This is a genomic window from Sphingomonas hankyongi, assembly GCF_023516575.1.
Lineage (GTDB): Bacteria > Pseudomonadota > Alphaproteobacteria > Sphingomonadales > Sphingomonadaceae > Sphingomicrobium > Sphingomicrobium hankyongi.
This window is the reverse complement of record NZ_JAMGBE010000003.1, coordinates 562,830-587,873: the sequence shown is the minus strand read 5'-3', so window position 1 is coordinate 587,873 and position 25,044 is coordinate 562,830. Positions and strand designations below refer to the sequence as shown.

Annotated in this window: 30 protein-coding genes, 2 tRNA genes, 1 other RNA gene and 1 pseudogene; 28 read left to right on the top strand and 6 right to left on the bottom strand. The window is 63.5% G+C overall.

Features of this window, described 5'->3' with window-relative positions:
* Positions 1–56 precede the first annotated feature (56 nt).
* The 5 genes from LZ538_RS11460 to LZ538_RS11440 all read left to right on the top strand — a co-directional run bounded on the left by LZ538_RS11460 (position 57) and on the right by LZ538_RS11440 (position 2,799).
* The gene (locus LZ538_RS11460; RefSeq protein ID WP_249832138.1) at positions 57–503 is read left to right on the top strand and encodes a DUF805 domain-containing protein; all 447 of its coding nucleotides are present in this window, start codon (positions 57–59) and stop codon (positions 501–503) included.
* A 54-nt stretch (positions 504–557) separates the two neighbouring features.
* Positions 558–643: transfer RNA gene (locus LZ538_RS11455), tRNA-Leu, on the top strand.
* Positions 644–692: 49 nt separating this feature from the next.
* Complete coding sequence (locus tag LZ538_RS11450) at positions 693–1,901, top strand: AI-2E family transporter (RefSeq protein WP_249832137.1); 1,209 nt, start codon at positions 693–695, stop codon at positions 1,899–1,901.
* A gap of 20 nt (positions 1,902–1,921) precedes the next feature.
* Positions 1,922–1,998: transfer RNA gene (locus LZ538_RS11445), tRNA-Asp, on the top strand.
* A gap of 36 nt (positions 1,999–2,034) precedes the next feature.
* A complete protein-coding gene (locus LZ538_RS11440) occupies positions 2,035–2,799 on the top strand; it encodes a J domain-containing protein (RefSeq protein WP_249832136.1) in 765 nt (254 codons plus the stop codon).
* On the opposite strand, the gene LZ538_RS11435 is transcribed toward LZ538_RS11440, so the two are convergent.
* From LZ538_RS11435 to LZ538_RS11415, 6 genes are all read right to left on the bottom strand, one after another.
* Positions 2,796–3,911, bottom strand: coding sequence for a cell wall hydrolase (locus tag LZ538_RS11435; RefSeq protein ID WP_249832135.1), 1,116 nt, complete (start codon positions 3,909–3,911; stop codon positions 2,796–2,798). The genes LZ538_RS11440 and LZ538_RS11435 overlap by 4 nt on opposite strands.
* Positions 3,912–3,952: 41 nt before the next feature.
* Positions 3,953–4,171 carry a DUF2842 domain-containing protein gene (locus LZ538_RS11430; protein ID WP_249832134.1) on the bottom strand — a complete coding sequence of 73 codons (219 nt, stop codon included), beginning with the start codon at positions 4,169–4,171 and terminating at the stop codon, positions 3,953–3,955.
* 11 nt (positions 4,172–4,182) lie between these two features.
* Positions 4,183–4,770, bottom strand: coding sequence for a 5-formyltetrahydrofolate cyclo-ligase (locus LZ538_RS11425; protein WP_249832133.1), 588 nt, complete (start codon positions 4,768–4,770; stop codon positions 4,183–4,185).
* A gap of 31 nt (positions 4,771–4,801) precedes the next feature.
* Positions 4,802–4,956: non-coding RNA, 6S RNA (ssrS, locus tag LZ538_RS13440), on the bottom strand.
* Between the two features lie 11 nt (positions 4,957–4,967).
* Positions 4,968–5,294 (bottom strand): cell division protein ZapA, encoded by a 327-nt coding sequence (locus LZ538_RS11420; protein ID WP_249832132.1) that lies wholly within the window; start codon positions 5,292–5,294, stop codon positions 4,968–4,970.
* Positions 5,294–5,455, bottom strand: coding sequence for a hypothetical protein (locus LZ538_RS11415; protein ID WP_249832131.1), 162 nt, complete (start codon positions 5,453–5,455; stop codon positions 5,294–5,296). The genes LZ538_RS11420 and LZ538_RS11415 overlap by 1 nt, the downstream gene beginning before the upstream one ends.
* 172 nt (positions 5,456–5,627) lie before the next feature.
* Here LZ538_RS11415 and tkt point away from each other — a divergent pair, with 172 nt between their 5' ends.
* The 23 genes and pseudogenes from tkt (at position 5,628) to nuoI (ending at position 25,041) form a co-directional block, all read left to right on the top strand.
* Positions 5,628–7,616, top strand: a complete 1,989-nt coding sequence (tkt, locus tag LZ538_RS11410; RefSeq protein ID WP_249832130.1) for a transketolase — start codon at positions 5,628–5,630, stop codon at positions 7,614–7,616.
* Entirely contained in the window at positions 7,613–8,620 is a 1,008-nt protein-coding gene (gap, locus tag LZ538_RS11405) for a type I glyceraldehyde-3-phosphate dehydrogenase (protein WP_249832129.1), read from the top strand. The genes tkt and gap overlap by 4 nt, the downstream gene beginning before the upstream one ends.
* A 1-nt stretch (position 8,621) precedes the next feature.
* Complete coding sequence (locus tag LZ538_RS11400; RefSeq protein ID WP_249832128.1) at positions 8,622–9,851, top strand: phosphoglycerate kinase; 1,230 nt, start codon at positions 8,622–8,624, stop codon at positions 9,849–9,851.
* Positions 9,838–10,737 (top strand): fructose bisphosphate aldolase, encoded by a 900-nt coding sequence (locus LZ538_RS11395; protein WP_249832127.1) that lies wholly within the window; start codon positions 9,838–9,840, stop codon positions 10,735–10,737. The genes LZ538_RS11400 and LZ538_RS11395 overlap by 14 nt, the downstream gene beginning before the upstream one ends.
* Positions 10,738–10,739: 2 nt before the next feature.
* Positions 10,740–11,405, top strand: coding sequence for a thiamine phosphate synthase (gene thiE, locus LZ538_RS11390; protein WP_249832126.1), 666 nt, complete (start codon positions 10,740–10,742; stop codon positions 11,403–11,405).
* A 44-nt stretch (positions 11,406–11,449) separates the two neighbouring features.
* On the top strand, positions 11,450–11,611 hold the full coding sequence (locus tag LZ538_RS11385) for a hypothetical protein (RefSeq protein WP_249832125.1): 162 nt from the start codon (positions 11,450–11,452) through the stop codon (positions 11,609–11,611).
* Between the two features lie 240 nt (positions 11,612–11,851).
* On the top strand, positions 11,852–12,916 hold the full coding sequence (locus tag LZ538_RS11380) for a L,D-transpeptidase family protein (RefSeq protein ID WP_249832124.1): 1,065 nt from the start codon (positions 11,852–11,854) through the stop codon (positions 12,914–12,916).
* Between the two features lie 8 nt (positions 12,917–12,924).
* A complete protein-coding gene (locus tag LZ538_RS11375) occupies positions 12,925–13,566 on the top strand; it encodes a M23 family metallopeptidase (RefSeq protein ID WP_249832123.1) in 642 nt (213 codons plus the stop codon).
* A 40-nt stretch (positions 13,567–13,606) separates the two neighbouring features.
* Positions 13,607–14,170, top strand: a complete 564-nt coding sequence (gene efp, locus LZ538_RS11370; protein ID WP_249832122.1) for an elongation factor P — start codon at positions 13,607–13,609, stop codon at positions 14,168–14,170.
* A 9-nt stretch (positions 14,171–14,179) separates the two neighbouring features.
* Positions 14,180–14,995 (top strand): inositol monophosphatase family protein, encoded by an 816-nt coding sequence (locus LZ538_RS11365; protein ID WP_249832121.1) that lies wholly within the window; start codon positions 14,180–14,182, stop codon positions 14,993–14,995.
* Entirely contained in the window at positions 14,992–15,885 is an 894-nt protein-coding gene (locus tag LZ538_RS11360) for an NHL repeat-containing protein (RefSeq protein ID WP_249832120.1), read from the top strand. The genes LZ538_RS11365 and LZ538_RS11360 overlap by 4 nt, the downstream gene beginning before the upstream one ends.
* Before the next feature lie 90 nt (positions 15,886–15,975).
* The gene (locus tag LZ538_RS11355) at positions 15,976–16,353 is read left to right on the top strand and encodes an NADH-quinone oxidoreductase subunit A (RefSeq protein WP_249832119.1); all 378 of its coding nucleotides are present in this window, start codon (positions 15,976–15,978) and stop codon (positions 16,351–16,353) included.
* A gap of 98 nt (positions 16,354–16,451) precedes the next feature.
* Positions 16,452–16,925, top strand: a pseudogene (locus LZ538_RS11350) (NuoB/complex I 20 kDa subunit family protein); the annotation flags it as partial.
* On the top strand, positions 16,925–17,788 hold the full coding sequence (locus LZ538_RS11345; RefSeq protein ID WP_249832118.1) for an NADH-quinone oxidoreductase subunit C: 864 nt from the start codon (positions 16,925–16,927) through the stop codon (positions 17,786–17,788). The pseudogene LZ538_RS11350 and the gene LZ538_RS11345, both read left to right, overlap by 1 nt.
* Positions 17,785–19,077, top strand: a complete 1,293-nt coding sequence (locus tag LZ538_RS11340; protein ID WP_249832117.1) for an NADH-quinone oxidoreductase subunit D — start codon at positions 17,785–17,787, stop codon at positions 19,075–19,077. Before LZ538_RS11345 ends, LZ538_RS11340 begins: the two co-directional genes overlap by 4 nt.
* Positions 19,077–19,769, top strand: a complete 693-nt coding sequence (locus tag LZ538_RS11335; RefSeq protein WP_249832116.1) for a complex I 24 kDa subunit family protein — start codon at positions 19,077–19,079, stop codon at positions 19,767–19,769. Before LZ538_RS11340 ends, LZ538_RS11335 begins: the two co-directional genes overlap by 1 nt.
* On the top strand, positions 19,766–19,912 hold the full coding sequence (locus LZ538_RS11330) for a hypothetical protein (RefSeq protein ID WP_249832115.1): 147 nt from the start codon (positions 19,766–19,768) through the stop codon (positions 19,910–19,912). The genes LZ538_RS11335 and LZ538_RS11330 overlap by 4 nt, the downstream gene beginning before the upstream one ends.
* The gene (locus LZ538_RS11325) at positions 19,909–20,049 is read left to right on the top strand and encodes a hypothetical protein (RefSeq protein ID WP_249832114.1); all 141 of its coding nucleotides are present in this window, start codon (positions 19,909–19,911) and stop codon (positions 20,047–20,049) included. The genes LZ538_RS11330 and LZ538_RS11325 overlap by 4 nt, the downstream gene beginning before the upstream one ends.
* Positions 20,049–21,359, top strand: coding sequence for an NADH-quinone oxidoreductase subunit NuoF (nuoF, locus tag LZ538_RS11320; RefSeq protein WP_249832113.1), 1,311 nt, complete (start codon positions 20,049–20,051; stop codon positions 21,357–21,359). The genes LZ538_RS11325 and nuoF overlap by 1 nt, the downstream gene beginning before the upstream one ends.
* On the top strand, positions 21,356–21,490 hold the full coding sequence (locus LZ538_RS13310; protein ID WP_283937760.1) for a hypothetical protein: 135 nt from the start codon (positions 21,356–21,358) through the stop codon (positions 21,488–21,490). The genes nuoF and LZ538_RS13310 overlap by 4 nt, the downstream gene beginning before the upstream one ends.
* Positions 21,483–23,492 (top strand): NADH-quinone oxidoreductase subunit NuoG, encoded by a 2,010-nt coding sequence (gene nuoG / locus LZ538_RS11315; protein ID WP_249832112.1) that lies wholly within the window; start codon positions 21,483–21,485, stop codon positions 23,490–23,492. The genes LZ538_RS13310 and nuoG overlap by 8 nt, the downstream gene beginning before the upstream one ends.
* Positions 23,489–24,562: an NADH-quinone oxidoreductase subunit NuoH gene (nuoH, locus tag LZ538_RS11310; protein ID WP_249832111.1), complete on the top strand. Its 1,074-nt coding sequence runs from the start codon at positions 23,489–23,491 to the stop codon at positions 24,560–24,562. The genes nuoG and nuoH overlap by 4 nt, the downstream gene beginning before the upstream one ends.
* Positions 24,559–25,041 carry an NADH-quinone oxidoreductase subunit NuoI gene (gene nuoI, locus LZ538_RS11305; protein WP_249832110.1) on the top strand — a complete coding sequence of 161 codons (483 nt, stop codon included), beginning with the start codon at positions 24,559–24,561 and terminating at the stop codon, positions 25,039–25,041. Before nuoH ends, nuoI begins: the two co-directional genes overlap by 4 nt.
* Positions 25,042–25,044: the final 3 nt, after the last annotated feature.

Here is a 25,044-nt window from a genome sequence, read left to right as displayed (position 1 = left end):
GCGCGTACCCCGATCATGCCGCGTGCGCCCGAGTGCGCGTATAACAGGGGCCAGTCATGTTCATCTTCGAATCCGCTCTGCAGACGCTCAAGAAATATGCCGAATTCAATGGTCGCGCGTCGCGACAGGAATTCTGGTGTTTCTTCGCTTTCGTCATCATTGCCAATGCATTGGCCGGCTTCGTTGGGGCGATCTTTGGCATGCGCGGCGCTCTGCCTGGGCTGGTCGCGGCACTGTTGTTCATCCCGCAACTCGCCGTCGCCGTGCGGCGCCTTCACGACGTGGGCAAGAGCGGCCGCGAACTGGTTGTTCCCTGCGTGATGTTGTTCCTCTCCGGCCTCGTGCTCGGCTTCCGCGGAATCCTGCCGCAGATCGTGGCGCTCGGATTTCTGGGCATCACGTTGCTCGCCTTTGCGAACCTCGTGACCCTTTTCATGAAGAAGGGATCGACGGTTCCAAATCGCTACGGCGCGGCGCCGACAGCTTTCTCCTTCGCCCGCTGATCGCTTCACGGTTGCCCCGCGGCAGGCGCTCGCCTAGCTAACGCGGGCTGCGGGGCCCCTGTGGCGGAATGGTAGACGCGCTCGACTCAAAATCGAGTTCCTTCACCGGAGTGTCCGTTCGAGTCGGACCAGGGGCACCAGCGCAAAGGACCGCTAGTCGGAGCCCCCGTGCGCGGATATGGTCTTCGCATGGACGCGCGTACCAAGCGGCAGCAAGCCCAGGACAATGACGACGAGATTAGCCCAGCGAAGCGGGATCGCCTCCTTGCGTCCCTGACCCTGATCGCGGGTATCGGGCTTCTCATCACGCTGCCGTTCGCGCTTCGCGCAGGCGCGGAATTCTTCATGCCCGTGACGGCCGCGCTCGTGGTCGCCATCGCCTTGGTGCCGATGCTTGAATGGTTCGAGCGGCGGGGCGTCCCATCCCGTGCCGCCTCCGCCCTTTGCCTCGTCATATTCCTGGCATTTGCAATTTTCGCCATCGGATCGATCGTCATCCCGGCAACGGACTGGGTGGCGCAGGTCCCGCAGAAGATTGGCCATGTCCGGTCGACGCTCGAGCCGGTCTTCGACCTCTACAAGAACCTCGATCGCTTCATCGACCGGACGATGTCGCAGATTGCGATCACGCAGGAACGCACGAGAGCGGTCAGGATCGAGACGCCGAACTCAATGCTTGGCCTGCTCACCTCGTCGGCACCGCACTTGCTGATCCAGCTCTTCTTCTCCTTGCTTGTCATTTACTTCTTCCTCGCGGGGTGGACCGCAATGCGGAAGAAGACGATCGTCAGCCGCGGCAGCTTCGAAGGGGCGCTCACGACCGCGCGGGTCATCCAGCAGGTTGTCGATGCGACCTCGACCTATCTGGGCACGATCACCGTCATCAACATTGGGCTCGGAGCGCTGACGGCGCTCCTCCTGTGGCAGCTCGGCATGGATTCGCCGGTCATGTGGGGCGGCATTGTCGCTGTGGCCAACTATATCCCGTATCTCGGCCCCATCGTCTGCGCATTGCTGCTATTCTTTGGCGGCCTGATGACCTTTCCGGACATCTGGGCTGCCATGCTTCCGCCCGCAGCCTTCATCAGCCTTCACCTGGTTGAGGCCAATGTCCTTACGCCGTTGGTGGTGGGACATCGACTGACGATCAGCCCGCTGGCGATTCTCGTCTCGCTTTCGTTCTGGGCTTGGGTCTGGGGAACGACTGGCGCACTCCTCGCCGTACCCCTCCTGATCATCATGAAGACCGTCTTCTCGGCTGCCGGCACGCCGGATATCGCCGGATTCCTCTTCGAGCATGGGACTTTGACCCATGTGGGTGAGCCCGACGAAGAGGAGGAGGACGAACGCCGGGAAATCGGTCCACCCATGGTTGACACTGAAAAGCCTGCCACCTAGTTCGCCGCCACGCCAAAAACGCGGGTGTAGCTCAGTTGGTTAGAGCGCCGGCCTGTCACGCCGGAGGTCGCGGGTTCGAGCCCCGTCACTCGCGCCACTTTTCATCGTTGTCGCTCCTGGACTAGACGGCGCCATGGCCGCCGATGCGTCCGCTTATGCAACCCTCGGCGTCGAACCCGGCGCGGACGCAGCGACGATCCAGCGCGCCTACAAGAGGCTCATCAAGCGTCACCATCCCGATCGCGACGGCGGCGACGCGCGGCGCGCTGCCGACATCAACCGCGCGTATCGAGAGCTGCGGCTTGCAGGGAGGGTGCGCGAGGCGCTGGATCTGCAGGACTGGAGCGACATCGACCCCCATCGTCGTGGACGTGTCCGCTCCACGGTCGTCTTTGCTGCGCTGGCCATCGGAGTTGCAATCCTGGTCGGCCCGATGGTGCGCGTCGCGACGCCGCTCTCCATCCCGCCAAGCCTTAATCTGGCAAAGAGATCGACCGTATCTCCCTCTGGCGACGCCATTTCCGCGCCGGTTGACGCAATGGCAGTCGAGCGTGCGGTGAACGATGCGTTCGCGATGGCCCGCGACCGCGACGAAATGGCCCTCGCTTCCGCAAGCCGCGACTGCTTCTCGCGGCTTCGGGCAAACCCCGATGTCGCCATTCTCGATCGCTGCGCTGCGTTCGACGACGCGGCAGTGCAATTGCTCGACCGCGATCCGCTTCGCGATCGCGGACCTTTCGGCGAGCTTGCCGTGACTGGCAGACAGATGAGCGCGGCAACCTTGTTCTCGAACGATTCCCTGGCGATGGACAGCCGCCTCGATCGAGTGCGTCTACATGTCGAACTTGCCATTGCGGCGCGCCTACATCCGGCGCCGGAGGCCGCAGTCGGCGACTAACGCTGTGCGGTCGCCCCGGCTGCGCTTCCGCCGGCGGCCGAGGTTGCGCTACCGAGCGGCTGCTCCGTGCTCGCTGCACTGTCGCCTGACAGCGTCCAACGCAGGTTGTCGGAAGCGCTGAACTTCTCGACATATTCCTTGTGCTCAACCTTCTCGGACGCTTCTCGAGCGACGAGGTTGAAGCGTACCGCAACCTGCTTGTCGCCACGCATCGATGGCTTGAGCGGAAGGGCCTGGGCGCCTGGAATCTCGTTCACTGCTTCGGCGACGGTCGACGGCGACTGGTAAGCAGTCGCGGCCTCCGCGGCGAGGGCTGCGGTTTTCAGAGCTTCAGCGTTCGGCTCGCGCCCCGCATAATTTTTCGTGAATGCTGCCGATTGTCCCCATCCGCCTGCCCAGCGGTAGAAGATATGCGCGCCGACCACTGCATTTTTTGCCAGCGTCGACGCCCAATAGGGCACCACATAGTTGGCGTGATAATGCGTCGCGTTTCCGACAGGCGCGTAAACGGAGCCGGCCAGCGCGGCTTCGGCGACGTGATACGCACGGCGCCAGCCGGCGGCGTCCGGGCCTCGGTAAAGCGATCCGTCGCAGGTAAAGGTGAATTGGCAGCCGGTCGCCCGGGTCGATCCCTCATAGACGACACCGCATACGCTCGCCGGGAATGCCGCATGTCTGACGCGGTTCAGCACGACCTGCGCCACGGCGCGCTGTCCGTCCGTGCTTTCCTGCCCGGCTTCGTAATAGACCGCGCTCGTGAGGCATTCGAGCGCGCGCGCGCGCGCCGTCTTGTCACCCTTGAACACGAACGGTGCGGCAGCAGGATTCGGCCCCACTGCAATCGGGATTTGCTCGTTCACCTGCAGCGCCTTCTCCGGCGCCAGTTGGCGTATCAGCATCGGGGGCGGAGCAGGAGGCGCCACCGCCGGCTGGACGTCCGGAGTAGAGTGGGCGGCACCGCCAACGGCCACGGCGACGGCAAGGCCCAGAACGCCGAAGCCGACCGCCTCGCGCGGATGCGAGCGCCAAAGCTTCGCCGCGCGAAGTTTCAACTGCGCCGCACGATCCTTGAGCCCCGCGAGGGGGTGAGAAAGTGTCATTGCTTCGGACATGCCCGCCTGTAATACTCTTCTAATACAGCTGCTTCAACTGCTCACTTCGAAGGTGCCTTGAAGTGGCCCGTCTGAACCCATCTCACCAACGGTTTCAATGGGATGATCCATATTATTCCCATAATGAGATAGAATGGAGCCTGAACGAGAACAGGCCAGGTTCCGACGAAGGGGGCGAGACTTGCGACCAACGCCGCCCATAGCATGATGAGAAGGAGAATCAGGGCGATTCCGATGAGCGGCCGGGTCGAAGGTGTCATGCGCGCGGGCACTAGAACGGAAGCGGGGCCTGGCGAAACCATTCGACCCCCTCCGGGGAGGCGAATGCATCCAGCGGCACGTCCCACTCGTCGGCTGGAATCTCCTGATCGAGGCGCTGCAGCTGCCATCCCAGGCCGACCAGTCGCGCCTTCGATTTCTTGAGGCGCACGAGCGCCCGGTCATAATGCCCCTTGCCGCGGCCAAGCCGCGTTCCGCGATGATCGATTGCAAGCAAGGGGATCAGAACAAGGTCGGGCTCGACGATCGGGGCGGACTTCTTCGGCTGCAGAATGCCGAACGGACCCGGTTCGAGAGGGTCCCCAGCACGGAATTTGAACGGCTTGGCTGGGTTGTCGAAGGCGGGATAGCCCACGATCGCGCCCACGGCCCGGGCTTCCTCGGTCGCCAGTTTCGGGCTGATTTCAGACCCAAGGGGGGCATAGCCGCCAACGACTCGCGCTCCGGCGCATAGCCAGGTGAGATGCTCGGCAAGCTTCTGCTCCAGGCGAGTCCGCTCCGCGTCCGACAGCGTAGAAAGGAACGCCTTCCGCGCGTCGAGTGCGATCCGCCGTAGCGACTCCTTGGACAGCGGCTCCATTTCAGGCCGCGGGCCGGGAGAGAAAGGGGGTGACGGGACCACCGTGGCCGTTTGCCCTAAAATCCTCTGACGCCAAAACGTCAGGTGGGTGCCGTGTGATCCGGACCGGAATCCGGGCAGGGACAGCTCCCAAGTGGATCATATCGCCTCAGGGATTTTCCGAAGGCGCGCACCGGGTAGTGCCCGTCGAGGTCTATTTAAGACGCAGATGCCTCGTTCTCAAGCCGTGCCGCGAGCGACTCGAGACGATTGGCGAGTGTCTCGGCGCGACTGACGAGCTCCGGATCCGGTGCCGATTGAGCTGGCGGCTCGGCGTCGGGTCGATTGTCGATCAGCTGATCGGCAAGCAGCAGCGAAGCGAACAGGAACTGGCGAGCTTCGCTAAGAGAGCCTAGCCCGGCGAGCGCCTCGCGGCTTTTTCCGTCTACCAGGCGGGCCGCGGCACGGAGATTTTCCTCCTCTCCTTCGCGGCATGCGACCTGGTACGTGCGCCCGGCGATGGACAGGTCGATCATGGCCGCCATCAAGCCGCTGCCTCCCGAATCAATTCATCGAGCTCTTCGACGACTTCGCGCACCTTGGCGCGAAGCTCTTCATCGCGCGCGGGGACTGCCGCCTGCCGGCCAGCCAAGGCTCGCTCGATCCGCTGGAGCGCCTGGTCGGCGCGATCCAATGCTGAGGACATTCCTCCATCGTCCATTCCAATCCGCTACGAACTTTAGCGTTTCCGGGCAAGCGTCACTGCTCGGTCGTTGCGGCGGAAGCTGCACAATTTGACGCCACCGGCAGGGCGGCTAATGGGGCCGCGCGGCCGCCATGAGTTCCCGGCGCCGCCGAACCCCATTGCCGGAGCCCTGATGCAGCCGACCCAACGCCGCCTCGCCAACGCCATTCGCGCACTCGCGATGGATGCGGTCGAAGCCGCCAACAGCGGCCATCCGGGCATGCCCATGGGCATGGCCGACGCGGCGACTGCGCTTTTCACGAAGCATCTGAAATTCGATCCGAAGGACCCGCATTGGCCGGACCGCGACCGCTTCGTCCTGTCGGCCGGTCACGGCTCCATGCTCATATATGCCCTGCTGTACCTGACCGGCTACGAACGCCCGACGCTCGATGACATAAGGCATTTCCGGCAGCTCCACAGTCCAACCGCGGGGCATCCGGAGAATTTCGAGCTGCCCGGCGTGGAGGTCACCACCGGCCCGCTTGGACAGGGCGTGGCGATGGCGGTCGGGATGGCCATTGCCGAGCGTCACCTCAACGCCATCTACGGCGATGATCTGGTCGATCACCGCACCTTCGTGATCGCCGGGGACGGCGACCTGATGGAAGGCGTCAATCACGAGGCGATCGGCCTGGCTGGGCATCTGAAGCTCGGACGCCTGATCGTCCTGTGGGACGACAATCGCATCACCATCGACGGCTCCACGGATCTTTCGCGAAGCGAAGATGTGATGGCGCGACATGCGGCTGCAGGCTGGCACACGATCGAATGCGACGGTCTCGACGCCGGCAAGGTGAGCAAGGCGATCGCGGCCGCAACTGCCGATGAAAGGCCGACCCTAATCCGGTGCAAGACCATCATTGGCTATGGCGCACCGAACATGCAGGGCACTGCGGCCACGCACGGAGCGGCGCTAGGCAAGGATGAGGTCGAGGCGGCGCGTAAGGAACTGGGCCTGGAGCCCAGGGAGTTCACCGTTCCGGACGACGTTCTCGCTGCGTGGCGCAAGGCCGGCGAGCGCGGCGGGGCTGAGCACGCGGAATGGCGCCAACGGCTCGAAAAGAGCGGCCATAAGGACGAGTTCGTTGCCCGGATGGCCGGCTCAGTCGACGATAGCTGGCTCAAGCCTCACATAAATACGCTCCTTGCGGACCCCAAGCCCGTCGCGACCCGCAAGGCGTCTGAGATGGCGTTGGGCGCGATCAATGCTGCAATTCCGAGCACGGTGGGCGGGTCGGCCGATCTCACCGGCTCGAACAACACGAAGACAAAGGCGCTGGAGCCGCTGACCCCGGAAAATTACGGCGGCCGTTACGTCTATTACGGCATCCGCGAGTTCGGGATGGCCGCCGCCATGAACGGCATGGCCCTGCACGGGGGCGTGATCCCGTACGGCGGCACTTTCCTCGTATTCACCGACTACGCGCGTCCGGCGATCCGCCTTTCCGCGCTGCAAAAGGCGAGGGTCATCTATGTGATGACCCACGACAGTGTCGGATTGGGAGAGGACGGACCGACGCACCAGCCGATCGAGCATCTGCAGTCCTTGCGCGCCATGCCGCAGCTGGAGGTGTTCCGTCCTGCCGATGCAGTCGAAACCGCAGAATGCTGGGCGCTGGCCTTGGCGAGCGAAGAGCCAAGCGTGCTCGCATTGACGCGCCAGAATGTGCCGCTCGTGCGTACCGAGGCCGCGGCCGAAAATCTTTCGGCTCGTGGCGCCTATCGGCTCAAGCCGGCTCGGCAACCTCGAAAGGTGATCCTGATTGCGACCGGATCTGAAGTGCACCTCGCGCTAGAAGCGTCAAAGCTGCTTGAAGGGCAAGGCATTGGTACCGACGTTGTGTCCATGCCCTGCACGGAGCGTTTCGACGCGCAGTCCGCAGATTATCGCGAGGATATCCTTCCCGACGTCAGCAACCGCGAAATTCTCCGCGTATCGATCGAAGCGGGGACCACGTTCGGATGGGAGCGCTATACGGGTCTGCACGGCCTCCGCATCGGGATCGATCGGTTTGGGGTCTCCGCGCCGGCGAAAGATGCATTCGAGTATTTCGGGCTCACCCCTGATGCCGTGGCGCGGAGCGTCACCGACTTCATGAAGCAAAGAGGAATTCAATGACGAAAGTTGCAATCAACGGCTTCGGCCGCATCGGGCGGTTGGTCGCTCGCGCGATCCTGGAGCGTCCCGACTGTGGGCTGAACCTCGTCAGCGTCAACGACCTCGCCGATGCCAAGGCCAACGCCTGGTTGTTCAAGCACGACAGCGTGCATGGCAAGTTCCCGGGCGAGGTGGCGGCCGAGGGCAATGACATCGTCGTCGACGGCAAGCGCATCCACGTCACGGCGGTAAAGGACCCTGCGCAGCTCCCGCATCGTGACCAGGGCATCGAGATCGTGCTCGAATGCACCGGCTTTTTCACGGATCGCGAAAGCGCCCAGAAGCACACCAATGCCGGGGCAAAGCGCGTCCTGATCTCTGCTCCGGCGAAAGGCGTCGATCTCACGGTCGTCTATGGCGTCAATGACGACAAGCTCTCTGCCGAGCACACGATCGTCTCCAACGCATCCTGCACGACCAACTGCCTGGCACCCGTCGCCAAGGTGCTCAACGACGCGCTCGGCATTGAGCGCGGGCTGATGACGACGGTCCACGCCTACACCAACGACCAGAAGATCCTCGACCAGATCCATTCCGACCTGCGCCGTGCCCGTGCGGCGGCGATGTCGATGATCCCCACGACGACGGGCGCTGCGCGCGCGGTGGGCGAAGTTCTCCCCGAGCTGAAAGGCAAGCTCGACGGTTCGGCGATACGGGTTCCGGTACCCGACGTGAGCCTGGTGGACCTAACATTCACCCCTGGGCGCGACACAACCCGCGAGGAGGTCAACCAGATCCTCAAGGCCGCAAGCGAGAGCGGGCGCCTAAAGGGTATTCTCGACTATACCGATGAGCCGCTGGTTTCGATCGACCTCATGCACACGCCGGCCAGCTCGACGGTGGATAGCCTCGAGACGGCCGTGATCGACGGCAAGCTCGTCCGCGTCGTCAGCTGGTACGACAATGAGTGGGGCTTCTCGAACCGAATGATCGATACGGCCTGCGCGATGGCCAAGCTCGGCTAAGGTGAGCGGGTTCAAGACCCTCGACGACCTGCCGGAGGATTTGACCGGCAAGAAGGTGCTGGTCCGCGTCGACCTCAATGTGCCGATGGACGGCGCCCGCGTCACCGACGACACGCGTTTGCGGGCCATGCTGCCCACCGTTCTCGAGTTGGCGGACCGCGGCGCGATCGTATTGCTGCTGTCTCACTTCGGCCGGCCCAAGGGCGAAAAGAGGCCGGACATGTCGACTGCGCAGCTCGTGATGCCTTTGCACCGGCTTGCGGGGCGTTCCGTGCGCTTCATCGAGGACTGCCAGGGCCCGGAGGCGCAGCGGGCGATCGCCACGATGTTGCCAGGCAATATCGGGATTCTGGAGAACACCCGCTTTCACCTGGGCGAGGAAAAGAACGATCGCGGCCTGGCCGAGGCGATCGGCGCGCTAGGTGACTTCTACGTCAATGACGCTTTCTCTGCCGCACACCGCGCGCATGCTTCCACAGAGGGCGTTGCGCACCTGCTGCCGAGCTTCGCAGGACGCGCAATGGAGGCCGAACTCAAAGCATTGGAGAAAGCTCTCGGTTCGCCTGAGCGCCCTGTGGCTGCCGTCGTCGGCGGAGCAAAGGTCTCCACGAAGCTCGCCGTGCTCGGACATCTGGTCTCGAAGGTCGATCACCTCATCATTGGCGGCGGCATGGCAAACACCTTCCTCGCCGCCCGCGGTATCAGCGTCGGCAAGAGCCTGTGCGAACACGAGCTGACCGGCGAAGCCAACGCGATCTTCGACCAGGCAGATGCGGCGGGGTGCACGATCCATCTGCCGTATGACGTTGTCGTCGCGAAGGAATTCGCGGCGAATCCGCCGAGTCTGCGTACGGTGAACGTGCATGAAGTCGGCGCCGACGAGATGATCCTCGACGTCGGTCCGGCTGCAGTAGAGGCGCTCGCGGATGCGCTGAAGACCTGCCGAACCCTGGTGTGGAACGGCCCGCTTGGCGCCTTCGAAACGCCGCCTTTCGATGCCGCGACAGTGGCTCTGGCGCAAACCGCGGCTGCACTTACGAAGGAAGGATCTCTGGTGTCCGTCGCGGGGGGCGGCGATACTGTTGCCGCGCTCAATCACGCGGGCGTGACGCAAGATTTTACGTTCGTTTCCACTGCCGGTGGGGCGTTCCTGGAATGGATGGAAGGGCGCACGCTTCCGGGCGTCGCGGCTCTCGAACAGCAGCAAGAGGCAAGACATGAATCAGTCTGAGATGACGACGAAAATTCGCGACGGGAACGGCTTCATCGCCGCCCTCGACCAATCCGGAGGATCCACGCCCAAGGCGCTCAAGGGTTACGGTATCGAAGAGGGTGCCTGGTCGAACGACGAGGAGATGTTCGCGCTTATCCATCAGATGCGCTCGCGCATCATCACCTCCCCGTCGTTCGGGAGCGGCAAGGTGATTGGCGCGATCCTGTTTGAACGCACCATGGATGGCCAGGTCGCCGGGAAGCCGACGCCTCAGGCCCTGATCGACCTCGGCATCGTGCCCTTTATCAAGATCGACAAGGGTCTCGAAGACGAGGCGAACGGCGTCCAGATGATGAAGCCGAACCCCGGTCTCGACGATTTGCTGACCCGCGCCAAGGGCCTGGGTGTGTTCGGGACCAAGGAACGTTCCGTCATCAACTTGGCGAACCAGGCGGGGATCGCCGCTGTTGTCGCCCAGCAGTTTGAGGTGGCGCGTCAGGTGCTCGCGCACGGCATGATGCCCATTGTTGAGCCCGAGGTGAGCATCAAAAGTCCGGAGCGTGATGCCGCGGATCGCATCCTGCTGCAGGAAATCCTGAAGCAGCTCGATACAATCGCCCCGGGCGAACAGGTCATGCTGAAGCTCACCATTCCGGCCGAACCCGGCCTGTTCCAGCCGCTGGTCGATCACCCCAAGGTATTGCGTGTCGTTGCACTCTCCGGCGGGTTCAGCCGCGACGAAGCGTGTCGCGAGCTCGCCAAGAACCCCGGAATGATCGCGAGCTTTAGCCGTGCCCTGCTCTCCGACCTGCGTCACGGCCAGACGGACGAGGAGTTCGACCGCACGCTCGGACAAGCCATCGACGAAATCCATGAAGCGTCGGTCGCGCGGGTTCCTGCCTGACGGTGGACGAGTCCGAATACGACCCTATCGACTTCCCGGCCCCGGAACGCCGTGAGCCTGCGAAGCTGTATCTCATCAGCCCGCAGGACGTCGGCGGCGGATTTCCCGATCGGCTGAAGGCTGCGCTCGAGCCGGGCTTGGCCACTGCATTCCAGCTGCGCGTCAAGGGCGTTGTCGAGCATGAGCTGGCGCGGCTTGCCGAGCCGCTTCAACGCCTTTGTTCAGATGCCGGCGCCGCCTTTATCGTCAACGACAGCATTGCGCTCGCCAAACGGCTCGGCGCGGACGGCGTGCACCTCGGACAGAGTGACGGCGACATACGCGAAGCGCGCGCTGCGCTCGGTCCCGCGGCGCAGATAGGGAAGACATGCCACGATAGCCGCCATCTCGCGATGGATGCGGGTGAGGCCGGAGCGGACTATGTCGCATTCGGCGCCTTCTATCCGACGATGACCAAGCCATCCGACCACAGGCCCGATCCTTCTATATTGAGCTGGTGGGCCACTCTGTTCGAGATCCCGTGCGTGGCAATCGGCGGGATCACGCCAGAGAATGCAGCGCCCCTCGTCAAAGCCGGCGCAGACTTCCTCGCCGTCTGCCAGTCTGTATGGGGCAGGGACGATCCTGCGGCGGCCGTCGCAGTATTCCAGGATGTGCTCGCGCTTTAGGAACGACGCCAGCCCTCGACGGTTGGATCGTCGAAGGAGCGATCATGACCCAGGACGAGAATCCCAAATCGACAGATGTCGGGGAACGCACGCCGAATCCGGCCGAGGAAGGCGACCTAGCGGCGCGCAAATCGCCGGATGCGGAAGCTGGCGATGATTCGGGCGAGTCCGGCGGAGGGCCTTATCCCAAACCCGCACAGCGGTAAGGAGGAAAGCGGCTTTCACGGCGGAAAGTCGAACCCAGGCTATCATGGTCATGGCCAGCTCGGTTCAGATGAGATCAGCGAGAACGATAATGCTCCGACCGAAGAAAGCTGATCGGCGGTTCAGCTGAGCGAACATCGACTTAGCGTCCGGGCCTCGTGATCTCCTCCGCGGCGTGCGTGGGAAACAGTTGAACTCTCCATCGTTGCAACCCCGAACCATCATTCGTGAGGAGAGTTGCGTTGCGTGCCGTCCTGATTGCCATCGCCGCCGGAGCAACGCTCAGCGCTGCCGCCGTTGCGCAGAAATCCGAGCCTTCGAGCGCCTCCAAGTCCAAAGCCTGGGTCGCTCCTGGAACCAAGGGATCGCCGATTGATGGCGAGACCTTCCACGCTCAAGTGCTTCTTGATGCTGCAGGATTCACCGCAGGCGTGATCGACGGCAAGAAAGGCAGCTCGCTTATCCAGGCCATCAAAGGGTTTCAGGAGGCCAAGGGGCTTCAGATCAACGGCAAGCTGGACGCGCCGACGAGACAGGCCCTACTGCAACAAAATCGGCAGTCGACGCGGATGATCAGGCTCGCCGACGAGGATGTTTCAGGCCCATTCGTCTACCCCTTCCCGAAGAAATACGAAGACCAGGCCAAGCTGAAATTCCTTGGCTACCGTAACATGCTGGAGAAGGTCGCCGAACGCTATCACACGACGCCAGCCACGATCGTAGCCCTCAACGGTCCCGACAAGTTGATCGGTCCTGGGCAAATCCTCAAGCTGCCGAATGTCGTGCCGCAATCGACCGATTACTCGGGCGCGAATGACAAGCAGTCGCAGCTCCTGACGATGCTCAATGTCGAAGGGAACGCTCCGAAGGCCGATTATATTGTGGTCGACAAGAGCGACGGCACGCTGAAGGTCTACCGCGGATCGCCGCCGGCAAAGGGCGAAAAGCCTTCGGGCCAGCTTGTGGCGCAATTCCCCGTGACGACGGGTTCAGGTCATGACCCGCTGCCTTTGGGAACATGGAAGACGACGACCTACTCCTTCCTGCCGCCATTCAACTTCCAGCCCGACCTGTTCTGGGATGTGAGCGATGACAAGGCCGAGCAGAAACTGCCGCCGGGCCCCAACGGGCCAGTCGGCGTCGCTTGGCTCGACCTGACCAAGGAGCATTACGGCATCCACGGAACGAGCGAGCCTCAGACCATCCAGAAGACTGAAAGCCACGGCTGCCTTCGTCTCACCAATTGGGATGTGATGCGACTGTCGCTGATGCTGAAGCCCGGCTTTACTGCCGTCTTCGTGGCGTAGGGAGGAGCATGCTCAAGCTTATCGGAACGGCGCTGCTGACGGCTTTCGTCACCAGCTGGTTCTGGATCTGGTTCTACACGTCGAGCCCGGCCGCGTCGGCGACCGAACCCAACGGCCGTGTGACTGCCGCGGGCGACGTCGCAACGGTTGACCCGGCGAAGGGTCCGCCTGTCGCGATTGCCGAAGGAGTCGAGGTAGGCCCGGCCGGTCTCGTCATTCCGGTGCAAGGACTCAAGGCCGATCAGCTGACCGATACCTATACTCAGGCGCGCGCCGGCGGGGCTCGCCGTCACGACGCGATCGACATCATGGCCAACGAAGGCACACCGGTGCTCGCCGCGGCGGACGGAACGCTGGAAAAACTATTCTACTCCGACGGGGGCGGGGGGATCACCGCCTACGTGCGATCGCCGGATGGCCGCTGGAGCTACTATTATGCCCACTTGCAGGGGTATGCGCCGGGCCTGAAGGAGGGTCAGCAGATCAAGCGCGGCCAGTTCCTCGGACGCGTCGGGCACACGGGCAATGCCAATGCCGAAGGTCCGCACCTTCACTTCGCCATCAATCGCATGCAGCAAGGGGAGCGCTGGTGGCAGGGCTCACCGATCAATCCCTATCCCCTGCTTGCCGGGAAGAAGGCCGGCGGCTAGAGCGCGCGGCGGCTCTTTCCCAACCTTTCCGAGAGAAGACATGAAGATCAGCGGCGTGGACATCCGTCCCGGCAACATCATCGAATATGAAGGCGGCATCTGGCGCGCTGTGAAGATCCAGCACACGCAGCCTGGCAAGGGCGGCGCCTACATGCAGGTCGAGATGAAGAACCTCATCGACGGCCGCAAGACCAACGTCCGCTTCCGCTCCGCCGAGACCGTCGAGCGCGTTCGCCTCGACACCAAGGACTTCCAGTTCCTGTTTCATGACGGCGACATGCTGACCTTCATGGACAAGGACAATTACGAGCAGATCAGCCTTCCTGCCGACCTGTTGGGCGATGCGGGCGACTTCCTGCAGGATGGCATGGACGTGATCATGGAACTCTACAACGAGCGCCCGATTAGTGTTCAGCTCCCCGACCAGGTGGAAGCGACGATCACCGAGGCCGATGCCGTCGTCAAAGGTCAGACCGCCAGCTCCAGCTACAAGCCTGCAATGCTCGACAACGGAGTGAAGGTGCTGGTTCCGCCGCACATCACGGCCGGAACGCGCATCGTAGTGGACGTCTACAATCGCGAATATGTCCGCCGCGCGGACTAAGTAGCGAACGTGGTCTCACACTCCGGCCTTATCACCGTCATGACCCGGGCCGCCCGAAAGGCGGCGCCGCGGCTGAGGCGCGACTTCGGCGAGGTCGAGCAGCTCCAGGTCAGCCGCAAAGGCCCGGCGGATTTCGTCTCTATGGCAGACAAGCGTGCCGAGCAGACCATCGTTGAAGAGCTTCGCAACGCCCGTCCCGACTGGGGCATGCTGCTCGAAGAGAGCGGCGAGGTCGAAGGCAATCCGGACAAGCCGCGCTGGATCGTGGACCCTCTGGATGGGACAACCAACTTCCTCCACGGCGTGCCGCATTTCGCCATCTCGATCGCTGTCGAGGATCCGCGCGGCGCGGCCGGCCGGCCAGAGGTGACGCACGCACTGATCTACCAGCCGCTGACCGATGAAAGCTTTTGGGCTGAAAAGGGCAGGGGCGCCTGGCTCCAGGACGGGCGCCTGCGCGTGTCCGCGCGCCGCGATCTCAGCGAAACCCTGATCGGGACTGGAATTCCGCATTGCGGACGCGGCGACCCCGCGCGCTGGGCGAAAATCTATGCGGCTATCGGCTCGCACGTATCCGGCGTCCGGCGGTTCGGCTCTGCGGCGCTCGACCTCGCCTGGGTGGCGGCCGGTCGAATGGACGGCTTCTGGGAAGACGATCTCGACATCTGGGACACCGCGGCGGGTGTCCTGCTGGTGCGTGAGGCCGGGGGCTTCGTCAGCGACTATCGCGGGTCGGACCAGATGTTCAAACGCGGTGAGTATATCGCGGGCAACGGCGACATTCATTCCAGGCTGCACAAATTGATTGCAGGCGCGCTTCGGTGATCGCCTTGGCGATCGCTGCCGTTGCTGCGCTCGCCCAACCTAAGGTCGTTGCCGTCATCCCCCCGCAACATCGGCTGGTGGAGGGTGTCGCGAGCAATGGAGCCACCATCTGGGCGTCGAGCGTACTCGACCGGCAGATCATTGCCTGCGCGGCCACTTGCCGAACGCTCGCCACTTTGCCGGAAGGTCTTCATCCGCTCGGCATCGCATGGGACTGGACGCGCAAGCTCCTGTGGATCGCCGCCGACTGCCCCGACCTTCCCGGCGTTCCCAAATGTTCGAAGGGCGCACTTGTGGCGATCGACGCCACTGGGAAGCTTCGGGCGGCTATCGCACCCAAGAACGATTTTCACCCTGGCGATGTTTCCGTCGCGCAAAGGGGGATTTTCGTCAGCGATAGCCACAACGGACTGGTTTACGGGCTTCTCCCTGGGCGCAGGGAATTGCGCGCCATCAACCGGCCCGGTGACGGCCGCAGCGCTCAGGGCACGGCATTGGCGCCCGACGGGGTCAGCGTCATCGTGGCGGACTATTCGCGAGGCATCGGCAGGATAGATCTCAAGACCACTTCGACGACTTGGCTACCGGGCTCCGATGGGAAGCTTTCGGGAGTGGATGGGCTCGTTCGATGCGGCGAGACCTTTGTGGGTGTCTACAATGGCAGCGCGCCCGGCCGAATTTTGAGCATTCACGTCGGACAGAACTCCATCGAAGCGGTTGACCTGGCCAAGGGCGTCAGCCTCCGCGATCCGACGCAAATATCCTTCGACGGCAAGAGGTTGCTCGTCGTTGCAAATGCTGGATGGGAAGCAGCGGCGAAGCCGAACGGAAGCCGCAGCGCGGGTGCGCCGATCGTCGCGATACCCTTGCCCGCGGGCTGCAGTCGCTAATCGCCTGATTTTGCGCCCCGGACGGTGTTGCGGGGCCGGGTTCCCTGTCCTAAAGCGCCGCCAAGTTTTCGAACCTCCGGAGTTTCCCTCTTGGCAAGCGTTGCCGCCGGCTACCTGCCGATCCTCTTGTTCCTGCTCATCGCGTTGGGCTTGTCCACCGCGTTCGTCGTGCTGCCGATGCTGGTTGCGCGGCTCACGGGCGCGCACAGGCCCGACCCGGCGAAACTCAGCGAATATGAGTGCGGCTTCCCGGCTTTCGAGGATGCCCGCGCGGAGTTCGACGTGCGCTTTTACCTCGTCGCGATCCTGTTCATCGTTTTCGACCTCGAAGCCGCCTTCCTTTTCCCCTGGGCGGTGAGCCTCGACTTCACCAAATGGTCGGGCTGGGCAGCGATGATGATCTTCCTGGTCGAGCTTGGGCTGGGCCTCGCTTATGCGTGGAAGAAAGGGGCGCTCGAATGGGAGTGATGCTGCGTCCCAACGAGGACCGCATGCCGAGCGAGGAAGAACTCGCTCGCCTCGCAGGTCTCGTTCCTGGCGATATCGACCGCAAGCACCTCGAGACGCTCCAGCAGAATCTCAATGAGAAGGGGTTCATGGTCACTACGGCCGAGGACCTGTTCACCTGGGCGCGCACCGGCTCCTTATGGTGGATGACCTTCGGCCTCGCCTGCTGCGCGGTCGAGATGATCCATGTGAACATGCCGCGCTACGATCTCGAGCGGTTCGGCGCCGCGCCGCGCGCTTCTCCGCGCCAGTCCGACGTGATGATCGTCGCGGGAACGCTCTGCAACAAGATGGCTCCGGCGCTTCGGAGGGTCTACGACCAGATGAGCGAGCCGCGCTACGTCATCTCCATGGGCAGCTGCGCGAACGGCGGCGGCTATTATCACTATAGCTATTCGGTCGTGCGCGGCTGCGACCGCATCGTGCCGGTCGACATCTACGTCCCCGGCTGCCCGCCCACGGCCGAGGCCTTGCTCTACGGGATCATGCAGCTCCAGCGGAAGATCCGCCGCGAAGGGACCATCGAGCGCTGATGGCCATCCAGCTTGCCAAGCACGTCCCGACCTACGTGGACGAGCCGGCCTCGCTCGCCGGCCTGAAGGGTGCTCGCCGCCGACCGGGCATCGAGACGGCTTTCGATGTCGAGCGTGGCGACGTCGTCGAAGTGCTTCGTACCCTGCGGGACGATCACGAATATCAGCAGCTCATGGAGATTGCGGGGGTCGACTATCCGGAACGTCCCGAACGGTTCGAAGTCGTCTATTGCCTGCTCTCGCTGACGAAGAATCATCGGCTCCACGTGCATGTGTCGACCGATGAGGTCACGCCGGTGCCGACCGTCACCGGGCTTTGGCCGGTTGCTGGCTGGCTCGAGCGCGAAGTGTTCGACATGTACGGCGTCACGTTCGCCGGCAATTCCGACTTGCGTCGGATCCTCACGGATTATGGGTTTGAGGGCCATCCGCAGCGCAAGGACTTCCCTCTCACCGGCCATATCGAGCTGCGCTATTCGGAGGCCGAGAAGCGGGTGGTCTATGAGCCCGTCGCTCTTCCGCAGGACTTCCGCACATTCGACTTCCTGATGCCCTGGCAAGGCGCGGAATATGTGCTTCCCGGGGACGAAAAAGCGTCTCCCGAGCAGGCCGGTGCACCGTCTCCGGCACCTGCGCCAGCCGGGAAGCAGCCGGAGAATGTGAAGACCCCGGCTGAAACGCCGAAGACGACCGATACGCCCGCGCAGACTGGAGCAGGAGCGCCGGCCGACAAGCAGGCGACCAAGGAGGCCCGCAAGCCGCGCGCGGCGAAAGCCGCGAAGGAGGTCAGCAAGCCGGCGGCCGGGAAGGATCCCAAGCCCAAGGGCAGCCGTACGCGTAGGCCGAGCGGAGGCGCGTCATGAGCGACGTCCGCAACGAAGGCGGCGGCACCGGCGCGCATGCCAAGTCGCCGCGCCGCGTCGAGGTGGACGTTGGCGCCGGCGGGCATGGCGCAGCGCTCGATGAACGCGTGCCCGGCGACGACAAGATCAGCAACTACACGATCAACTTCGGTCCCCAGCACCCCGCTGCGCACGGTGTCCTTCGCCTGATCATGGAGCTGGACGGCGAGATCGTCGAGCGCGTGGACCCGCACGTCGGCCTGCTTCACCGCGGCACCGAGAAGCTGATCGAATATAAGACCTACGCCCAGGCGCTGCCTTACTTCGACCGCCTCGATTACTGCTCCCCGATGTGCATGGAGCACAGCTTCGTGCTCGCCATCGAGAAATTGATGGGCCTCGAGGTGCCGATCCGCGCCCAGTACATCCGCACCCTGATGGCGGAGTTGACCCGCATCTCCAATCACATGCTGAACCTCGGCAGCCACATCATGGACGTCGGCGCCATGACGCCGAACCTGTGGCTGTTCGAAGTCCGCGAGGACACCCTGCAATTCTACGAGCGGGCGTCCGGAGCGCGCATGCACGCCAACTATTTCCGAGCCGGCGGCGTGCGCTACGACCTCACCGAGAAGATGATCGCCGACCTTGGCGACTGGCTCGATAACCGGCTGCAGCTGTTCGAGGACGCGATCAGCCTCGTCGCCGACAACCGCATCTTCAAGCAGCGCAACGTCGACATCGGCGTCGTCAGCAGGGACGATGCGATCGCATGGGGCTTCTCCGGACCGATGATCCGCGCCTCGGGCATCCCCTGGGACATCCGCCGCTCGCAGCCCTACGAAGTCTATGCGGGCATGGATTTCGAAATACCCGTGGGCACGGCAGGCGATTGCTATGACCGCTTCATGGTCCGCGTCGAGGAAGTCCGGCAGTCGGCGAAGATCATGCGCCAGTGCCTCAAGGAAATGCCGAAGGGGCCGGTGGGCAGCGAGGACAAGAAGGTGTTCCCGCCGTCGCGGACCGAGATGAAGACCTCGATGGAGGCCCTCATCCATCACTTCAAGCTGTACACCGAGGGCTATCACGTGCCCGCGGGTGAGGTTTACGTCGCGACCGAAAGCCCCAAGGGTGAGTTCGGCGTCTATCTCGTCGCCGACGGCACCAACCGTCCCTATCGCTGCAAGATCCGCCCGACCGGCTTTTCGCACCTGCAGGCGATGGACTTCATGATGAAGGGTCACATGCTCGCGGACACCACCGCAGTGCTCTCCGCTATCGACGTCGTGTTCGGGGAGGTAGATCGCTGATGGCCGGGCAGGGCTCTTTCGTCGATGACGCCCAGCAGCGCGCGCGCTGGGAAGGCTTCCAGTGGAAGCCTGACAATGCGAAGCGCGCGGCGGAGATCATCGGCCGCTATCCCGAGGGGCGTCAGGTCTCGGCCGTCATTCCTTTGCTCGACCTTGCCCAGCGGCAGGTCGGGGCTGAGACGAACACGCAGGGCTGGCTGCCCATCCCGGTGATGGAGTTCGTCGCGAACGAGCTCGGCACAAGCTACATCCGCGTGCTCGAGGTCGCGACCTTCTACACCATGTTCAACATGGCGCCGGTCGGCCGCTTCCACGTCCAGGTGTGCGGGACGACCCCTTGCATGCTTCGCGGCTCGGACGACGTGCTGGAGGCTTGCTACAAGCGCGGCCTCAAGAAGGGCCATACGACCGACGACGGGCTGTTCACCTTGACGGAGGTCGAATGCCTCGGCGCCTGCGCCAATGCGCCGATGGTCCAGATCAACGACGACAATTACGAGGACCTGACTGAGGCAAGCATGGCCGCGATCCTCGATGCGCTGGCCCGCGGCGAGAAGCCGAAGGTTGGTCCGCAGGTCGATCGCCAGACCAGCTGCCCCGAAGGCGGTCCGACGACGCTCAAGAAGATGGCCGAGCGTAACTATGACTATCGCGGCCAGTGGACGGCGACCGCCGGGGAGGGCGCGCAATGATCGGGCTTATCATCGCCGTGGTCATCGGCATCCTCCTGATCGGCCTCGTGCTGAAGCTGCTCAAGTTCGCGATCATCGTGGCTTTGGTCGTCGGCGGGCTGATGCTTGCGCAGAGCCATTTCGGACAGAAGCGCATCAAATGACGATCGCCGCAATCATCGTAGCCGTGGTCCTGGGCTTCCTCGCGTTCCGCTTCGTGACCGGAATGGTAAAGTTCGCCATCCTTGCTCTGATCGCGGTCGTCCTCGTCTGGTTCTTCGCGAACGGGGTCGCGCACTAATGGGTTACACCGGGCCTCTCGCGGACAAGGACCGCATTTTCACCAATGTCTATGGCTTCCAGGAGCCGTGGCTGAAGGCGGCGCAGTTGCGCGGCGACTGGGACGACACTGCCAAGCTTATTCAGATCGGCCAGGACGCGATCATCGACAAGATCAAGGCGTCGGGCCTCCGCGGCCGCGGAGGCGCCGGCTTCCCGACCGGGATGAAGTGGAGCTTCATGCCCAAGGAGCCCAAGCCCGGTAAGCCCAATTTCCTGGTGATCAATGCGGATGAGTCGGAACCCGGATCGTGCAAGGACCGGGAGATCATTCGCCACGATCCGCACAAGCTGATCGAAGGCGCGCTGATCGCCGGCTTCGCGATGCGTGCGCGAGCCGGCTACATCTATATCCGCGGCGAGTTCATCCAGGAATCCCGGGTGCTGGAGCGTGCAGTTGCGGAGGCGTATGAAGCGGGACTGCTCGGCAAGAATGCTGCCGGCTCCGGCTACGACTTCGACCTGTTCGTCCACCGCGGTGCCGGCGCCTACATCTGCGGCGAAGAAACGGCGATGCTCGAAAGCCTGGAAGGCAAGCAGGGCAAGCCGCGCCTGAAACCGCCATTTCCTGCGGGCGCGGGACTCTATGGCTGCCCGACGACGGTCAACAATGTCGAGAGCATCGCGGTCGTGCCGACCATACTCCGGCGCACGCCCGAATGGTTCGCGGGCATCGGCCGGGAAAAGAACGAAGGCACGAAGCTGTTCCAGCTGTCGGGCCACATCAACACGCCGTGCGTCGTCGAGGAATCGATGAGCATCAGCTTCCGCGAGCTGATCGACCGGCACGGCGGCGGAATCCGCGGCGGCTGGGACAATCTGCTGGCGGTCATCCCCGGCGGATCTTCGGTGCCGCTGGTCCCGGCTGCCGAGATCATCGACGCGCCGATGGACTTCGATGGGCTCAAGGCGCTGGGTTCCGGCCTCGGCACGGCGGCGGTCATCGTCATGGACAAATCGACCGACATCGTCCGGGCGATCAGCCGCATCAGCTATTTCTACAAGCATGAGAGCTGCGGCCAGTGCACTCCGTGCCGCGAGGGCACCGGCTGGATGTGGCGGATGATGGAAAAGCTGCGCGACGGCGACGCGGACGTCGCCGACATAGACAAATTGCTCGACGTGACGAAGCAGGTCGAAGGCCATACCATCTGCGCGCTTGGCGACGCCGCGGCATGGCCGATCCAGGGTCTTGTCCGCCATTTCCGTCCCGAGCTGGAGCGCCGCATCGCAGAGCACGCCGGCCGCAAGCTGCTGGAGGCCGCGGAATGACGAACACCCAGATCATCATCGCCATCGTCGCCGTGATCGCGATCATCGCTGTTCTTGCCGCGCGCGGCGGCGGCCCACGCGTGACGCAGATCACCCGTACTCGCGAGAAAGAGGACCGCGACGATGCCTAAGGTCATTGTCGACGGGGTCGAGATTGAGGTTCCGCAGGGCGCGACCGTGCTGCAGGCGTGCGAGCTCGCGGGCAAGGAGATCCCGCGCTTCTGCTATCACGAGCGCCTGTCGATCGCCGGCAATTGCCGCATGTGCCTGGTCGAGGTGTCGCCCGGGCCTCCCAAGCCCCAGGCGAGCTGCGCCCTTCCGGCCGCGGACGGGCAGACGATCCGCACCGATACGCCAATGGTCAAGAAGGCGCGCGAAGGGGTGATGGAGTTCCTCCTGATCAACCACCCGCTCGACTGCCCGATCTGCGACCAGGGCGGCGAATGCGACCTTCAGGACCAGGCGATGGCCTATGGACGCAGCGGATCGCGCTACGAAGAGAACAAGCGCGCGGTCGACGACAAGTATATGGGCCCGGTCATCAAGACCTCGATGACCCGCTGCATCCAGTGCACGCGCTGCATCCGCTTTTCGGAGGAAGTCGCCGGCGTCGACGAGATCGGCATGCTTTATCGCGGCGAAGACAGCCAGATCACGACCTATCTCGAACGCACGGTCTCGACGGAGCTCGCCGGCAATCTCGCCGACGTCTGCCCGGTCGGCGCGTTGCTGCAGAAGCCGCAACTGTTCGAGCAGCGCCCGTGGGAATTGCGGCGCGTCCCGGGCGTCGACGTGATGGATGCGGTGGGATCGAACATCCGCCTCGACGTCCGCCAGCGGCAGGTGATGCGCGTCCTTCCGCGCATCAACGAGGACGTGAACGAGGAGTGGATCAGCGACAAGACGCGGCATCATGTCGACGCATTGGTCCGCAACCGTCTCGACCGGCCCTGGGTGCGTGAGAAGGGGAAGCTGCGCGAAACGAGCTGGCAGGAAGCGCTGCAGATCTTCGCCAAGAAGCTGAAGAAGGCAGGCAGCAAGGTTGCGACGATCGGCGGTGACCTTCTTGACGCCGAAACCATGTACGCGGCCAAGAAGCTTCTCGAGGGGCAGGGGTCGAAGCTGCTCGAAGGTCGACAGACCGGCATGACCTACGACACCAGCAGCCTTTCTGCCGTCGCCTTCAATTCAACCATCGCGGGGATTGAAGGCGCGGACGTCGTCTTGCTGGTCGGCTCGAACATTCGCTGGGAAGCGCCGCTGATCGCCACCCGCGTCCGCAAGGTTGCGCGCAAGGGGGGCAAGATCTTCGCGATCGGACCGGAAATCGACCTCGGCATGAAGGTCCAGTGGCTCGGGGATGATCTCAAGCTGCTCGGCGACCTGCCGAAGGACGTTACCGAGGCTTTCGCCAACGCGGAGCGGCCGGCAGTCATCGTCGGCCCGGGCGCGCTCGCGGCTGGCGGGCTTGGAGCGGCTCTGGCGCTCCTCCAGCCGCTCGGTCTGCTCAAGGGCGAGTGGAACGGCTTTAACGTCCTTCATACCGCCGCGTCGCGGATGGCGGGACTGATCCTCGGCTATGCGCAGCCGGGCGGTATCGCTGACCTTGAAGCCGCAAATCCTGAGTTGGTGCTTCTTCTTGGCGCAGACGAGATGGCCGCCGACCGCTTTAACGGCGCGTACAAGGTCTACATTGGCCATCACGGCGACAATGGCGCCAAGCAGGCCGATCTCATTCTGCCCGGCGCCGCATATGCCGAAAAGCACGGGACCTACGTCAATACCGAAGGGCGGGTGCAGTGGAGCGAGCGCGCGGTCTTCCCGCCGGGCGATGCGCGTGAGGATTGGTCCATCCTTCGAGCCGTTTCGGGCGTGCTCGGGTCGCCGCTGCAATTCGACAGCTATGATGAGCTGCGCGCTGCCATGATCGCGGAATTTCCGCAGCTCGGTCGATCCGGCCTCGTCGACCTGCCCTGGGCACCGCCGGCGCTCAATGCAAAGGCGTCCGGTGCGATCCGCTATCCGATCGCCGACTTCTTCCTCACCAATGCGATCAGCCGCAACAGCCCGACGATGCGGCGTTGCTCGGAAGAACTGGTGCAGGGCGCTTCCTTCCAGGAGGCCGCCGAGTGACCGAGACGTTCCACCACTGGGGCCTGACCTACGAATGGTCGTGGTTCCTGGCCACGATCATTGGGATCCTGGTAATCGCGCTGCCGCTGATGCTCGCGGTGGCGATGATCATCTACGCTGAGCGCAAGATCTGGGCGGCGATGGCGCTTCGGCGCGGACCAAACGTCGTCGGGCCGTGGGGCCTCCTGCAGAGCTTCGCGGACGGGCTGAAAGTCTTCCTCAAGGAGACGATCATTCCGACGAGCGCGAACAAGGGCCTGTTCCTGATCGCGCCGATCGTCACCTTCACGGTCGCTCTGATTGTCTGGGCGGTAGTGCCATTCGCGCCTGGCGTCGTGCTTGCAAACGTCAACGTCGGCTTACTCTACATCCTCGCGGCGAGCTCGCTGGGGGTTTACGGCGTGATCGTCGCGGGCTGGGCGTCCAACTCAAAATATCCCTTCTTCTCGGCGCTGCGGGCGGCGGCCCAGATGGTCAGCTACGAAGTCTCGATCGGCTTCGTGCTGATCACGGTCGTGCTTTGGGCAGGGTCCTTCAACCTCAGCGCGATCGTGCTCCAGCAGAAGGGGCATGTGCTTGGCCTGCTGAACGGCTTTGGCTTCAATCCGCTGCTGTTCCCGATGTGGGTGGTGTTCTTCATCAGCTCGATGGCCGAGACCTTCCGCACGCCGTTCGACCTGGTCGAGGCGGAAAGCGAGCTCGTTGCCGGTCACCAGACGGAATATTCGTCCATGAGCTTCGCGCTCTTCTGGCTCGGCGAATATGCCAATGTCATCCTGATGTGCGCGCTCAACGCCATCCTGTTCTGGGGTGGCTGGATGCCGCCGATCGACTGGGCGCCGCTCTACAGCTTCTTCTTCACGCCGGAGCTCACCGGCCTGTTCTGGCTCTTCGCCAAGATGACCTTTTTCTTCTTCTGCTTCGGCTGGGTGAAGGCGACGGTGCCGCGCTATCGCTACGACCAGCTCATGCGGCTGGGCTGGAAGATCTTCCTGCCGCTGTCGTTGCTCTTTGTGATCCTCGTTTCCGGATGGCTGATGTTCACGCGTTATGGAGGGGCGGGCGCATGATTTCTCGCACGCTCAAGGCCTTCACGCTCTGGGAGTTCCTCAAGGCGCACGCGCTCACCTTGAAATATTTCTTCAAGCCGAAGGCGACGATCAATTATCCGTATGAAAAAGCGCCGCAGAGCCCGCGCTTCCGGGGAGAACATGCGCTGCGCCGCTATCCCAATGGTGAAGAACGCTGCATCGCCTGCAAATTGTGCGAGGCGATCTGCCCGGCGCTGGCCATCACGATCGAAGCCGAACCGCGCGAGGACGGGAGCCGTCGCACGACGCGCTACGACATCGACATGGTCAAATGCATCTATTGCGGCCTGTGCCAGGAGGCCTGTCCGGTCGATGCCATCGTTGAGGGGCCGAACCTCGAATTCGCAACCGAGACGCGGGAGGAATTGCTCTACGATAAGGCGAAGCTCCTCGCGAACGGCGACAAGTGGGAGCAGGCTATTGCCGCCAATCTTGCCGCCGATGCGCCCTACCGATAAGCG

What these genes read in the sequence shown, in the direction of transcription:
- LZ538_RS11460 (WP_249832138.1), top strand. Translation starts at nt 57, where the DNA reads ATGTTCATCTTCGAATCCGCTCTGCAGACGCTCAAGAAATATGCCGAA.
- LZ538_RS11450 (WP_249832137.1), top strand. Translation starts at nt 693, where the DNA reads ATGGACGCGCGTACCAAGCGGCAGCAAGCCCAGGACAATGACGACGAG.
- LZ538_RS11440 (WP_249832136.1), top strand. Translation starts at nt 2,035, where the DNA reads ATGGCCGCCGATGCGTCCGCTTATGCAACCCTCGGCGTCGAACCCGGC.
- LZ538_RS11435 (WP_249832135.1), bottom strand. Translation starts at nt 3,911, where the DNA reads ATGTCCGAAGCAATGACACTTTCTCACCCCCTCGCGGGGCTCAAGGAT.
- LZ538_RS11430 (WP_249832134.1), bottom strand. Translation starts at nt 4,171, where the DNA reads ATGACACCTTCGACCCGGCCGCTCATCGGAATCGCCCTGATTCTCCTT.
- LZ538_RS11425 (WP_249832133.1), bottom strand. Translation starts at nt 4,770, where the DNA reads ATGGAGCCGCTGTCCAAGGAGTCGCTACGGCGGATCGCACTCGACGCG.
- LZ538_RS11420 (WP_249832132.1), bottom strand. Translation starts at nt 5,294, where the DNA reads ATGGCGGCCATGATCGACCTGTCCATCGCCGGGCGCACGTACCAGGTC.
- LZ538_RS11415 (WP_249832131.1), bottom strand. Translation starts at nt 5,455, where the DNA reads ATGTCCTCAGCATTGGATCGCGCCGACCAGGCGCTCCAGCGGATCGAG.
- tkt (WP_249832130.1), top strand. Translation starts at nt 5,628, where the DNA reads ATGCAGCCGACCCAACGCCGCCTCGCCAACGCCATTCGCGCACTCGCG.
- gap (WP_249832129.1), top strand. Translation starts at nt 7,613, where the DNA reads ATGACGAAAGTTGCAATCAACGGCTTCGGCCGCATCGGGCGGTTGGTC.
- LZ538_RS11395 (WP_249832127.1), top strand. Translation starts at nt 9,838, where the DNA reads ATGAATCAGTCTGAGATGACGACGAAAATTCGCGACGGGAACGGCTTC.
- LZ538_RS11385 (WP_249832125.1), top strand. Translation starts at nt 11,450, where the DNA reads ATGACCCAGGACGAGAATCCCAAATCGACAGATGTCGGGGAACGCACG.
- LZ538_RS11375 (WP_249832123.1), top strand. Translation starts at nt 12,925, where the DNA reads ATGCTCAAGCTTATCGGAACGGCGCTGCTGACGGCTTTCGTCACCAGC.
- efp (WP_249832122.1), top strand. Translation starts at nt 13,607, where the DNA reads ATGAAGATCAGCGGCGTGGACATCCGTCCCGGCAACATCATCGAATAT.
- LZ538_RS11345 (WP_249832118.1), top strand. Translation starts at nt 16,925, where the DNA reads ATGGCCATCCAGCTTGCCAAGCACGTCCCGACCTACGTGGACGAGCCG.
- LZ538_RS11340 (WP_249832117.1), top strand. Translation starts at nt 17,785, where the DNA reads ATGAGCGACGTCCGCAACGAAGGCGGCGGCACCGGCGCGCATGCCAAG.
- LZ538_RS11335 (WP_249832116.1), top strand. Translation starts at nt 19,077, where the DNA reads ATGGCCGGGCAGGGCTCTTTCGTCGATGACGCCCAGCAGCGCGCGCGC.
- LZ538_RS11330 (WP_249832115.1), top strand. Translation starts at nt 19,766, where the DNA reads ATGATCGGGCTTATCATCGCCGTGGTCATCGGCATCCTCCTGATCGGC.
- LZ538_RS11325 (WP_249832114.1), top strand. Translation starts at nt 19,909, where the DNA reads ATGACGATCGCCGCAATCATCGTAGCCGTGGTCCTGGGCTTCCTCGCG.
- nuoF (WP_249832113.1), top strand. Translation starts at nt 20,049, where the DNA reads ATGGGTTACACCGGGCCTCTCGCGGACAAGGACCGCATTTTCACCAAT.
- LZ538_RS13310 (WP_283937760.1), top strand. Translation starts at nt 21,356, where the DNA reads ATGACGAACACCCAGATCATCATCGCCATCGTCGCCGTGATCGCGATC.
- nuoG (WP_249832112.1), top strand. Translation starts at nt 21,483, where the DNA reads ATGCCTAAGGTCATTGTCGACGGGGTCGAGATTGAGGTTCCGCAGGGC.
- nuoI (WP_249832110.1), top strand. Translation starts at nt 24,559, where the DNA reads ATGATTTCTCGCACGCTCAAGGCCTTCACGCTCTGGGAGTTCCTCAAG.